The organism is Streptomyces sp. NPDC013157 (assembly GCF_042899865.1).
GTDB lineage: Bacteria > Actinomycetota > Actinomycetes > Streptomycetales > Streptomycetaceae > Streptomyces.
Genome location: NZ_JBIBAK010000030.1, coordinates 24,075 through 36,056 on the forward strand (window position 1 = coordinate 24,075; position 11,982 = coordinate 36,056).

Genomic DNA, 11,982 nt, shown 5'->3' on the forward strand with positions numbered 1-11,982 from the left:
GCGGGAGCAGGCTGGTGGAATTCGGACGCTCGTTAAACTGAGCCGACACAACAAACCGAGCGAGGAGCGCACGTGGGCCTTGTCGTGCAGAAGTACGGAGGCTCCTCCGTTGCCGATGCCGAGGGCATCAAGCGCGTCGCCAAGCGAATCGTGGAAGCGAAGAAGAACGGCAACCAGGTGGTTGTCGTCGTTTCCGCGATGGGCGACACGACGGACGAGCTGATCGATCTCGCCGAGCAGGTATCGCCGATGCCTGCCGGGCGTGAGTTCGACATGCTGCTGACCGCCGGAGAGCGTATCTCCATGGCACTGCTGGCCATGGCGATCAAAAACCTGGGCCACGAGGCCCAGTCGTTCACCGGCAGCCAGGCAGGCGTCATCACCGACTCGGTCCACAACAAAGCCCGGATCATCGACGTCACGCCGGGGCGGATCAGGACGGCGCTGGACGAGGGCAACATCGCGATCGTCGCCGGGTTCCAGGGCGTGAGCCAGGACAAGAAGGACATCACCACGCTGGGGCGCGGCGGGTCCGACACGACCGCCGTGGCCCTCGCCGCCGCGCTGGACGCCGAGGTCTGCGAGATCTACACCGACGTCGACGGTGTGTTCACCGCCGACCCGCGCGTGGTGACGAAGGCGCGGAAGATCGACTGGATCTCCTTCGAGGACATGCTGGAGCTCGCCGCCTCCGGTTCCAAGGTGCTGCTCCACCGCTGTGTGGAGTACGCGCGCCGATACAACATCCCGATCCATGTCCGGTCCAGCTTCAGCGGACTGCAGGGCACGTGGGTCAGCAGCAAGCCGATTGGGGACAAGAAGGTGGAACAGGCCATCATCTCCGGTGTCGCGCACGACACCTCCGAGGCCAAGGTCACGGTCGTCGGGGTGCCCGACAAGCCGGGCGAGGCCGCCGCCATCTTCCGGACCATCGCCGACGCCGAGATCAACATCGACATGGTCGTGCAGAACGTGTCCGCCGCCGCCACCGGCCTGACGGACATCTCCTTCACGCTCCCCAAGACCGAGGGCCGCAAGGCCATCGACGCGCTGGAGCGCAACCGGTCCGGCATCGGCTTCGACTCGCTGCGCTACGACGACCAGATCGGCAAGATCTCGCTGGTCGGCGCGGGCATGAAGACCAACCCGGGGGTCACGGCGTCGTTCTTCGAGGCGCTCAGCGACGCCGGGGTCAACATCGAGCTGATCTCGACCTCGGAGATCCGCATCTCGGTCGTCACCCGGGCCGACGACGTGCCGGAGGCCGTGCGCGCCGTGCACACCGCCTTCGGTCTCGACTCCGACACCGACGAGGCCGTCGTCTACGGAGGCACCGGCCGATGACTGCCAAGCCGGCGCTCGCGGTCGTGGGTGCGACCGGGGCCGTCGGCACGGTGATGCTCCAGATCCTGTCCCAGCGGGCGGACGTCTGGGGCGAGATCCGCCTGATCGCCTCCGCGCGCTCGGCCGGCCGCAAGCTGACCGTGCGCGGGGAGGAGGTCGAGGTCGTCGCGCTGTCGGAGGAGGCCTTCGACGGCATCGACGTCGCGATGTTCGACGTCCCCGACGAGGTGTCCGCGCGCTGGGCGCCGGTCGCGGCCGCCAAGGGCGTCGTCGTGGTGGACAACTCCGGCGCCTTCCGGATGGACCCGGAGGTGCCGCTGGTCGTCCCCGAGGTCAACCCGCACTGCGCCCGCAACCGGCCGCGCGGGATCATCGCCAACCCCAACTGCACCACCCTGTCGATGATCGTCGCCCTGGGCGCGCTGCACGCCGAGTTCGGGCTGCGCGAGCTGGTGGTGTCGTCGTACCAGGCGGTGAGCGGGGCCGGGCGGGCCGGCGTGGAGACACTGCGGGCCCAGCTGTCGATGGTCGCCGGTACGGAGCTGGGCACGAAGCCGGGTGACGTACGGCGGGCGGTCGGCGACCTGACCGGGCCGTTCCCGGAGCCGGTCGCGCTGAACGTCGTACCGTGGGCCGGGTCGCTGCGGGAGGACGGCTGGTCGTCGGAGGAGATGAAGGTGCGGGACGAGTCCCGCAAGATCCTCGGGCTGCCGAAGCTGCCGGTCGCGGTGACGTGCGTGCGGGTGCCGGTGGTCACCACGCACTCCCTGACGGTGCACGCCCGCTTCCAGGGCGAGGTCACCGTCGACAAGGCCCGGGAGATCCTCGACACGGCTCCGGGCGTCGTCCTCTTCGACAACCCGGCCGCCGGGGAGTTCCCGACGCCCGCCGACGTGGTGGGCACCGACCCGACCTGGGTCGGGCGGGTGCGGCGGGCGCTCGACGACCCGACCGCGCTGGAGCTCTTCGTGTGCGGGGACAACCTTCGCAAAGGGGCCGCGCTGAACACCGCTCAGATCGCCGAGCTGGTGGCGGTGGAACTGACCGGCCGTTCAGGTATGGCGGATTTCGTGTGAACACCCGGTGACCACGGCAAATGCCCCGGATGCGCCCTGAGTGGGAGCGGGCCCACAGGTAGGGTCCACGTAAGAAATGTGTCCCGGAGCATGGTCCAAACCTCTTGAACCGGGGCCGGTCCGCGTTCGAAGATTTTCCTCCCCGTCCTCCGCAACCATGCGGACGGCGGGGAGCGTCTTTGCGGTCGCCCACTTACCGGGCGCTTACGCAACCGGGCCTTGGGGGCGCGGGGACGCATGATCCTGGCGTGGGGACGCCGTGATCGGGGCGTGGGGACGCCCGTTCATAATGGGACATAAGGGAAGAGCGGGACGCATGGCGGCAATTGACGCACCGTCGGGTGTGCTGCCGGACGCGCACAGAACGGTGCCGACCGCGCAGCGCGCGCCCGGCAGAGCCGACGTGCGCCCGTCCGGCGGGCTCGGTACGCGCCCGTCCGGCAGACCCGACGCAAAAGTGATGCCCGGCACGTACAACCCCGGCGGGGGTAGACGTGTCCAACTTGCGTGGCAGAGGTACTCGAACTCAGCGCGCCCCGCGGCGCGACGGCCCTGCGGCCGCCCCGCGCCGGCCTGCGCCCCCGCATGCCCGGCGCGCCCGGCGGCATGCCGGTGATCGCGCCCATGCCCGCAGCGCGGCCCACCCGCATACCCAGCCAGCGCGACGGCGCGGAGGAGACGGCGACGGCGGCCGGTACCACCGTCGACCACCTCACCGAGACCTACCGGGCGCACTACCGCTCGCTCCTCGGCCTCGCCGCGCTCCTCCTCGACGACACCGCCTCCTGCGAGGACGTCGTCCAGGAAGCGTTCATCCGCGTCCACTCCGCCCGCAAACGCGTCCGCGACCCGGAGAAGACCCTGGCCTACCTGCGCCAGACGGTCGTCAACCTCTCCCGCTCCGCGCTGCGCCGCCGCATCCTCGGCCTCAAGCTCCTCTCCAAGCCGATGCCGGACGCGGCCAGCGCCGAGGAAGGCGCCTACGACCAGCTGGAGCGGCGCGACCTGATCAAGGCGATGAAGGGCCTCCAGCGCCGCCAGCGCGAGGTCCTCGTCCTGCGCTACTTCGCCGACATGACCGAGGCCCAGGTCGCCGAGACGCTCGGCATCTCGCTGGGCTCGGTGAAGGCCTACGGCTCGCGCGGCATCGCGGCACTACGGGTGGCGATGGAGTCGGCGGCATGACGGACAGCCCCGAGGGAGGCGACTCGCATGATCGCCACGAGCCCTACGCCTGGCACGAGCCGATGCCGGAACAGCACCACGAGCACGAGCACACGCAATCGCACGCTGGGAACGGAACTGTGAACCACGGCCCCGACGACAAGGGCCCCGACGGCCTGGAAGAGGGCCCTGAAGGGCTCCGGAGCGGGCTCGGCGCCGGCTTCGGGGCCGGTGCCGACGGCCCCGAACCCCTGGACGGGCTCGACACGGACGAGCTGGCCCTGCGCCGGCTGCTGCACTCCGCGGTCGACGACCTCGCGCCGCGTGACGGCAGCCTCGACCACCTGCGCCGCGCAGTGCCCGCCCGCCGGGCCCGCAAGCGGCAGGCCGCCGTCGGCATGGCGGCGGCGGCCCTGTTCATCGGCACCGCGATCCCCGCCCTGGTGCACGTCTCCAACTCCGGCGGCGCCGACCCCAACACCTCCATGGCCGGCCAGGCCTCCGAGGCGCAGGGCGGGTCCACCGGCGGCAAGAACCCCGACGGCGGTGCCGGCACCGCGGGCGGCAGCGGCGGCCAGGCCGCCGACCAGAGCCCCGGCGGCGCGAAGGACGGCGGCAAGAGCGAGAGCACCGGAGCCGCCTCCGGCACCAAGGTCGTCCCGACCGCCAGCGCCGCCAGCAGCGCCCCCGTCTGCACCTCGGCACAGCTCGCCACCCCGACCTCCACCGTCGGCGCCCCCGACTCGACGGGCGCCGTCTACGGCACCTTCCGCGTCGTCAACGTCTCGACGACGAGCTGTACCGTCGGCGGCCCCGGCAGCGTGGGCGTCCTCGCGCAGGGCGCGGCCGACGCCACCAAGGTCCTCACGGCCCGGCACACCTCCGGCGACGCGGCGGCCGGGCTGCCCGACCCGACCACCGAGCTCACCGGCCTGGTCCTGGCGCCCGGCGCGGCCTACGAGGAGAAGTTCGGGTTCGTCCCCTCGGAGACCTGCCCGACCAGCGGCTCCAGCACCGGCGGCTCCACCGGCACCGGCTCCACCGGCTCCACCGGCGGTTCCACGCCTTCCCCGAGCCCCTCCGAGGGCGCCAGCAGCAGCGCCGGTACGACCACTTCCGGGTCGGACGGCACCACCACCCAGCTGCTCACCGAGGACGGCGGCACGGCCGACGGGAGCGTCGCGGTCTCCTACACCCCGCAGGCCGGGTCCCCGACCGGCTCGGCGACGGTGACGAACGCGTGCGCCGGGACGGTCTACTGGACCGGGGTCCTGGCGGCCCAGTGACCGGCGGGACCGGCGGGGGCCGTCATACGGCGGTCGGCTGCTGGGCTTCCTCTTCCGGGTCCGGGACCAGGCCGAGCGCCGCGTCCCGGGCGAACTCCACCTCGCGGCGCAGCAGCCGGAACCACATGAACACCACGAACCCCGCGAACACGAACCACTCACCGGTGTAGCCGAGGTTCTGGAACGCCTTCAGGTCGAGCCCCGAGTTGTCCGGCGCGGTCGCCGGTACGGCCGTCATCCCCGAGTCGGCCTTGTCCAGGGTGATCCACGCGTCGTACACCGGGTACGGCACCAGGTTCACCAGCGAGGCCGCGCTGATCGCCGCCGTCTGCCCGGACGGCAGCCCGCCCTGGTTGCTGACGCCGTTGTCCCCCGGCGTCTCGGAGGCCTGCAGCGCGCCGGTCACGGTGACCTCGCCGGTGGGCGCGGCGGGCACCTTGGCGGCGTCCGCCCTGCCGGGCAGCCAGCCGCGTACGACGGGCAGGGCCTTGCCGGAGTCGGTGCGCAGCAGGGTCAGGACGTAGAAGCCGTTCTTGCCGTCGACCTGGCGGTCGGGCACGAGCAGCTGCTTGGCGTACCGGCCGGTGACGGTGGCCCGCTTGCCGGAGGTCGACTGGTCGACGGGCAGCAGGTCGGCCAGCGGGCGGGCCGCCTCCGTCTTCGCCGTCTCCACCTGCTCGTCGGCGCTGCGGTGCGCGGCGACCCGCGCCTCGAAGCGGCTCAGCTGCCACGACCCCATGAAGATGCAGAACGGGATGGCGAGCAGCACGAAGACGTTGATGCCCCACCAGCGGGGTGTCAGCAGAAAGCGGTACACACCCTCCACGGTACGGGGCGCCTTGTACGGGTCTGACTCGGGGCCTCGCAAAGTTATCCACAGGCTGCGGACACGCGCCAGCGCGTTGTGGGCGGGTGCAGGCACTATGGGGCCATGACTGCGGCCATGAGTGAGAGCGACATGCCGGACTGGGAGAAGCGCTTCCGCGCCCCTCGGGTCTCCCTGCCGGACTGGGCGGAGGACGCCCCCGACCGTTCCCTGTTCGTGTCGAACGCGACGGGGACGTACGAGCTGTACGCCTGGGACCGCGCGAGCGGGGAGCAGCGCCAGGCGACGAACCGGCCGAACGGCACGACGGACGGGCTGCTCTCCCCGGACGGCGCGTGGATCTGGTGGTTCGACGACAAGGACGGCGACGAGTTCGGCGTCTGGCGCCGCCAGCCCTTCGGCGGCGGTGCGGACGAGGAGGCGACGCCGGGCCTGGAGCCGTCGTACCCCTCGGGGCTGGCGCTCGGCCGGGACGGCCGCACGGCGGTCGTGGGCCGCTCGACGGACGACGAGGGTACGACGATCTACCTGGTCAGAGTGGGGGAGGAGCCCCTGGAGATCTACCGGCACGCGGAGTCGGCCGGTGTCGGCGACCTCTCCCACGACGGCTCGCTGATCGCGATCGAGCACACCGAGCACGGCGACGCGATGCACTCGGCGCTGCGCGTGGTCCGCCCGGACGGCACGACGGTCGCCGAGCTCGACGACACCGACGGCGGCACGGAGGAACTGGGCCTGGAGGTGCTGGGCTTCGCCCCCGTCGACGGCGACCCGCGCCTGCTCATCGGCCACCAGCGGCGGGGCCGCTGGGAGCCCCTGGTCTGGGACGTCGTCTCCGGCGCGCAGACGGACCTGACCCTCGACCTGCCGGGCGACGTGAGCGCGGAGTGGTACCCGGACGGTGGCGCGCTGCTCATCGCGCACAGCCACAAGGCCCGCAGCGACCTGTTCCGCTACGACCTGGCCACGCGCGAGCTGGCCCGCATCCCGACCCCGCCGGGCTCCGTCTCCGGCGCCACGGCCCGCCCCGACGGCACCGTCGAGTACCTGTGGTCGTCGGCCGCAGAGCCGCCGGTGGTCCGCTCGACGACCGGCGAGGTGGTGCTGGACCCGCCCGGCATGAAGTGCCCGCCGTCGGTTCCGGTCTCGGACGCCTGGGTGGAGGGCCCCGGCGGCCTGATCCACGCCCTGATCCAGAAGCCGGCCGGAGCGACGGGCCCCCTCCCCACCGTCTTCGACCTGCACGGCGGCCCGACCTGGCACGACAGCGACAGCTTCGCGGCCGGCCCGGCGGCCTGGGTCGACCACGGGTACGCCGTGGTCCGCATCAACTACCGCGGCTCCACGGGTTACGGCCGGGCCTGGACCGACGCGCTGAAGCACCGGGTGGGCCTGATCGAGCTGGAGGACGTGGCGGCGGTCCGGGACTGGGCGGTCGAGTCCGGCCTCGCCGACCCCGACCGTCTCGTCCTGACCGGCGGCTCCTGGGGCGGCTACCTCACGCTCCTCGGCCTGGGCACCCAGCCGGCCTCCTGGGCGGTGGGCATCGCGGTCGTTCCGGTCGCCGACTACGTCACGGCGTACCACGACGAGATGGAGGCCCTGAAGGCGATGGACCGCACGCTGCTGGGCGGCACGCCGGAAGAGGTCCCGGACCGCTTCGCCGCGTCCTCCCCCCTCACCTACGTGGACGACGTCAAGGCCCCGGTCTACATCTCGGCCGGCCTCAACGACCCCCGCTGCCCCATCCGCCAGATCGACAACTACGTCAACCGCCTGGCCGCCCGCTCGGCCATCCACGAGGTCTACCGCTACGACGCGGGCCACGGCTCCCTGGTGGTCGACGAACGCATCAAACAACTCCGCCTGGAAATGGAGTTCGCGGAACGCCACCTCGCGCCTACGGCGACAGCGCCGACGGAATGACGGGAGTCTGCCCACCCACCCGACTCGGTTCATCGAGAAGCGAGGCCCGCACTCGTGCGCTCCGCCAAGGGGGAGTGCAGAGCAAGCGGCACCGAAGCGCCCCGTAAGGGGCGCAGGGCACTGCTGAGCACGCGGCACTCAGGCGCCCCGTCAGGGGCGCTGGAGGTACCCCCGGCCGAAGGCTGGGGGAGGAACTGCGCGCTCGGCCCCCGCCCGGCCGCACGTGGGTGCTCCACCCCAGCCCATCCACCCCACCTCTCAACCGAGCGAGTCGGGTGGGTGGGCGGGCGGCACCCGGCGGCCGGACAGCTCCGCCAGCCCCCTCCGGGTGGCGACCACCACCGCCCGGTCCCCACCCCGCAACACGTACTCCCCCGCCGCAACCCCCTGTCGGCCCTCGAGCGCCAGCACCCGCCACGCCCCCGCCCGAAACGCCCCCGCCACCGTCCGCCCCTCCAACTGCGGATGTCCGCCCACCTCCACCACCGCCACCAGCAGCACCTTCCGCTCCACCGGGATCGCCCCGAGGATCTGCCGCCCCAGCATCGCCCCCGCGAAGGACGGCGCCGCCAGGTACGAGACACTCCGGCTCCGGGTGATCGCATGCGGATGCGCCGCCCGCAGCGTCCGGTACACGGCGGTCGCGAAGTCGTCGTCGTACAGCCGCAGCACCGCCGTCAGATCGGGCCGCACGGACCGTGCGTACAGCACGGCCTCCAGGTTCGTCGTGTCCGCGCTGGTCACCGCGAGCAGCGCCTGCGCCCGATGGATCTTGGCGGCCTCCAGGACCCCTTCCTGGGTCACGTCCCCGAGCACCACCGGCACCCGGAGCCGCCGTGCCACCGCCAGTCCGCGCGCCTCGGGGTCGGCCTCGACGCACACCACGGGCACGTGCAGCTCGCGCAACCGCGTCAGCACCCGCGTGCCGATCTTCCCCAGCCCGAGGAGCACCACATGCCCACCCAGCCCCCGCGGCGGCTTGCGCAGCGCGGACGCGGTGCGGAAGGTCCCGAGCGCCTCCAGCACCGCCGCCAGCAGCACCGGCAGCAGCAGCAACCCGACCAGCCCCGACAGCAGCTGCAGGATCTGCCGGCCGACCGGCGCCCCGATCGCGGGGTCGTCGATGGCGAACAGGTCGAGGAGCGTGTAGTAGAAGGCCCGCACCGGATGCATGTGCGTCACCACCGACAACGCGACCGCGAGCGCGACCACGCACCCCACGCTCCCGAACAGCGACCACCTGAGCCGCCGCGAGAACAGCGAGGCGAGCGGGGGTACGACCCCCACCCCGCGCCCGGCCGGCTCCGCCGCCCCCGCCGACGACGACACGTGCTCCAGCACCATCACGCCACGCTCGCCCGCGGCCCGTACCTGCTCGTCGTCCGGCAGCAGCCGCGGCCCCCGCTCCTCCCGGCCGCCCTCGGCCGGTTCGGGCCCGGTGCCGTTCGGCGAGAGCAGCGCCAGCGGGAACAGCCCCCGCTCGACGGCGTCCTGCCCCGCACCGGCACCCGGCGGCAGATCCACCGCCCGCAGCACCAGACCGTCCGTATGGATGACCTTGCCGCGCCCGGCGAGCGCGGTGGCGGCGAGCGCCGGCGCGGCGGTGTCGGCGTCGGACAGCACGATCGTGGAGGCGTCCCCCACCGCGCCGCTTCCGCTGCCGTCCGCGTCCCCGATCGCCAACGCGGCCGCCTGGTCGAGGAGTTCCTCGATGTGCGCCCCCAACCGCCGGTTGTACAGCCGCAGCACCAGCCGCAGCCGCGGATTCAGCCGGCGGGCGGTGAGGGCGGCCCGGATGTTGGTCTCGTCGTCGTCGTACACGAGCGCGAGCGCGGCGGCCCGCTCCACCCCCGCCTCGGCGAGCACCGCCTCACTGGCCTCGTCGGCCTCCAGCACCCGTTCCCCGCGCGGCCCTTCACCGCCACCGGAGACCGCACCGGCACCGGTACCGCCACCGCCGCTGCCGCCGTTCCCGCCCGTCCGGCCCACGGTCGCACTGACCACCCGGTCGAACAGCGCGGCCGAGGCGGCCCGGGCGCGTCCGACGACCGGCGGCCGGGCGATGCGCACGTTCGGCGGTACGACGAGGGTGACCTGTTCGCCGTAGACCGTGCGCAACTCGGCGGCCAGCCGGTGCGCGAGTCCGTCGTCCCCGCACACCACCATGGACGCCGGGGCCCCACCACCCTGATACGGAACGCTCGCCACGAGGGAAAAGACTGCCTCAACGCAACGCATGGTTCCAGCAACGAGATGAACAGCCGCCCCCGGCCTCCCGTACGGAGGGAGAGGGAGCATAATCCCGGATCTGACCGAAGTGCCGGAGGTATCCGACCCGTGGCCATCACCGAGAAAGCCGCCCCGCCCGGCGCCGTGCCCGAGGACGGGACCCCCGGCGCCGACGGCACCGGCACCCCGCCCGACCGGGAGGGCTGGCACCTCAACTCCCCCCTGGCCCTCACCCTTCTCCTCCTCCTGGTCGTGGTGTTCCAGGGCCCGGTGCGCGGCGCGCTGTCGAAGCCGGTGATGCAGAGCTGGATGACGGTGTTCGTGGCGGTGGTCGTCCAGGCGCTCCCGTTCCTCGTCCTCGGCGTGCTGCTCTCCGCGGCCATCGCGGTCTTCGTCCCGCCCTCCTTCTTCGCCCGCGCCCTGCCCGGCCATCCCGCCCTCGCGGTACCGGTCGCGGGGCTGGCCGGTGTCGTACTCCCGGGCTGCGAGTGCGCGTCGGTCCCGGTGGCCGGCGCCCTGGTCCGCCGGGGTGTCACCCCGGCCGCGGCCATCGCCTTCCTGCTCTCCGCGCCCGCGATCAACCCGATCGTGCTGACGGCGACGGCGGTCGCGTTCCCGCGCAACCCCGAGATGGTGGTGGGCCGGTTCGCCGGCAGCCTGCTGGTGGCGTGCGCGATGGGCTGGCTGTGGCAGCGGCTCGGCCGCACCGACTGGCTGCGGCTGCCGGCCCACGCGCACCACGAGGGCGAGACCAAGGGGGAGGCGTTCTGGTCCTCGGTCCGGCACGACACCATGCAGGCGGGCGGCTTCCTGGTGCTCGGCGCGATGGCGGCGGCGACGCTGAAGGCGGTGGCCCCGGCGGAGTGGCTGCGCACGGCGGCCGCCAACCCGGTGGTCGCGATCCTCGCGCTGTCCGTCCTGGCCGTGCTCCTGTCCATCTGCTCGGAGGCGGACGCGTTCGTGGCGGCTTCCCTCACCCAGTTCTCGCTCACCGCGAAGCTGGCCTTCCTGATCGTGGGCCCGATGATCGACCTCAAGCTCTTCGCGATGCAGGCGGGCACCTTCGGCCGCGGCTTCGCCCTGCGCTTCGCCCCGGCCACCTTCGCGGCGGCGATCGCGGGCGCGGTCCTGACCGGGGCGGTGCTGCTGTGAACCGGCAGGCGCAGGCGGCGGTGATGTTCCTGGTGGGCGCGGCCCTGCTGCACGCGGGCATGACCGACCTCTATCTCCGTTACGTCAAGGCGGGTCTGCAGCCGCTGCTGCTGGCGGCGGGCGCGGTACTGATCGTCTCGGCGCTGGCGACGGCCTGGTACGAGTGGAAGCGCGCCCGCAGCCGTAAGGAAGCCGCGCAGGAGGTTGCGCGGGAGGCCGCGCGGGAAGCCGTGCAGGAGGCCGCGTCCGAGGGGCACGTCCACCGCGAACCCCGCATCTCCTGGCTGCTGGTCCTCCCGCTCCTCGCCCTGATCCTCATCGCGCCGCCCGCACTCGGCTCCTACAGCGCGATGCGCACCGGTACGGCCCTGCAACAGCCCTACGGCTACAACAAGTTGCCCGCGTCCGACCCGATACCGCTCAACCTGGTCGACTACGCGGGGCGCGCCGTCTACGACCACGGTCGTTCGCTGGCCGGCCACCGGGTCCGGATCGCCGGCTTCGTGGCCGTCGACTCGGCCGGCACCCCGTATCTCGTTCGGATGGCGCTGAACTGCTGCGCGGCGGACGCCCAGCCGGTGAAGGTGGCCCTGACCGGGAAGATCCCCCCGGTCCTCCAGCCGGACGCCTGGCTCCAGGTGACGGGCACCTACACCGCCCGCGAGACCCGCGACCCGGTGAACAACGGCCCGATCCCGTACCTCCAGGTCACCGAGGCCAAGCCGATCCCGACCCCGGCCGACCCGTACGACGAGACCTGGAACAACTGACGGCCCGGCCCTGGCCGCGGAGCCGTGGCCGGAGAGCGGATGTCACGGGCTGTGGTCACGTCCGTCCCGTGGCGCGAAGGCCGCCAGGGCGTCGGCGTCGCTCGCGCGGGCGTGCAGGAAGCAGTCGGCCCACTCGGTGATGCCCGGGTAGGACGACTCCTCGCCGAGGCCGGTCAACAGGTCGAGAACCTGGGCCGGTTGCGGGCCGG

10 protein-coding genes are annotated in these 11,982 nt (G+C 72.7%); 7 read left to right on the plus strand and 3 right to left on the minus strand.

Annotated elements, in window-relative coordinates; translation table 11 throughout:
- Positions 1 to 72 precede the first annotated feature (72 nt).
- The 4 genes from ACFY6U_RS50075 (at position 73) to ACFY6U_RS50090 (ending at position 4,870) form a co-directional block, all read left to right on the plus strand.
- Complete coding sequence (locus tag ACFY6U_RS50075; protein WP_294002992.1) at positions 73 to 1,344, plus strand: aspartate kinase; 1,272 nt, start codon at positions 73 to 75, stop codon at positions 1,342 to 1,344.
- Positions 1,341 to 2,420: an aspartate-semialdehyde dehydrogenase gene (locus ACFY6U_RS50080; RefSeq protein WP_351487121.1), complete on the plus strand. Its 1,080-nt coding sequence runs from the start codon at positions 1,341 to 1,343 to the stop codon at positions 2,418 to 2,420. The genes ACFY6U_RS50075 and ACFY6U_RS50080 overlap by 4 nt, the downstream gene beginning before the upstream one ends.
- A gap of 507 nt (positions 2,421 to 2,927) precedes the next feature.
- Positions 2,928 to 3,605 carry a SigE family RNA polymerase sigma factor gene (locus tag ACFY6U_RS50085; RefSeq protein WP_351487123.1) on the plus strand — a complete coding sequence of 226 codons (678 nt, stop codon included), beginning with the start codon at positions 2,928 to 2,930 and terminating at the stop codon, positions 3,603 to 3,605.
- Positions 3,602 to 4,870 (plus strand): hypothetical protein, encoded by a 1,269-nt coding sequence (locus tag ACFY6U_RS50090; protein WP_390049537.1) that lies wholly within the window; start codon positions 3,602 to 3,604, stop codon positions 4,868 to 4,870. The genes ACFY6U_RS50085 and ACFY6U_RS50090 overlap by 4 nt, the downstream gene beginning before the upstream one ends.
- A 22-nt stretch (positions 4,871 to 4,892) precedes the next feature.
- Here the strand turns inward: ACFY6U_RS50090 and ACFY6U_RS50095 are convergent, their stop codons facing one another.
- Positions 4,893 to 5,687 carry an SURF1 family protein gene (locus ACFY6U_RS50095; RefSeq protein WP_351487127.1) on the minus strand — a complete coding sequence of 265 codons (795 nt, stop codon included), beginning with the start codon at positions 5,685 to 5,687 and terminating at the stop codon, positions 4,893 to 4,895.
- 126 nt (positions 5,688 to 5,813) lie between these two features.
- Here ACFY6U_RS50095 and ACFY6U_RS50100 point away from each other — a divergent pair, with 126 nt between their 5' ends.
- Positions 5,814 to 7,622: a prolyl oligopeptidase family serine peptidase gene (locus tag ACFY6U_RS50100; RefSeq protein ID WP_390049539.1), complete on the plus strand. Its 1,809-nt coding sequence runs from the start codon at positions 5,814 to 5,816 to the stop codon at positions 7,620 to 7,622.
- Between the two features lie 258 nt (positions 7,623 to 7,880).
- Here ACFY6U_RS50100 and ACFY6U_RS50105 read toward each other — a convergent pair whose 3' ends face one another.
- On the minus strand, positions 7,881 to 9,788 hold the full coding sequence (locus ACFY6U_RS50105) for an NAD-binding protein (protein WP_390049621.1): 1,908 nt from the start codon (positions 9,786 to 9,788) through the stop codon (positions 7,881 to 7,883).
- Positions 9,789 to 9,959: 171 nt separating this feature from the next.
- Between ACFY6U_RS50105 and ACFY6U_RS50110 the strand changes: the two genes are divergently transcribed.
- Both ACFY6U_RS50110 and ACFY6U_RS50115 read left to right on the plus strand, forming a co-directional pair.
- Complete coding sequence (locus tag ACFY6U_RS50110; protein ID WP_390049541.1) at positions 9,960 to 11,003, plus strand: permease; 1,044 nt, start codon at positions 9,960 to 9,962, stop codon at positions 11,001 to 11,003.
- Complete coding sequence (locus ACFY6U_RS50115) at positions 11,000 to 11,773, plus strand: TIGR03943 family putative permease subunit (RefSeq protein ID WP_390049543.1); 774 nt, start codon at positions 11,000 to 11,002, stop codon at positions 11,771 to 11,773. Before ACFY6U_RS50110 ends, ACFY6U_RS50115 begins: the two co-directional genes overlap by 4 nt.
- Positions 11,774 to 11,815: 42 nt before the next feature.
- Here the strand turns inward: ACFY6U_RS50115 and ACFY6U_RS50120 are convergent, their stop codons facing one another.
- Complete coding sequence (locus ACFY6U_RS50120; RefSeq protein ID WP_390049545.1) at positions 11,816 to 11,950, minus strand: hypothetical protein; 135 nt, start codon at positions 11,948 to 11,950, stop codon at positions 11,816 to 11,818.
- Between the last annotated feature and the right edge of the window lie 32 nt (positions 11,951 to 11,982).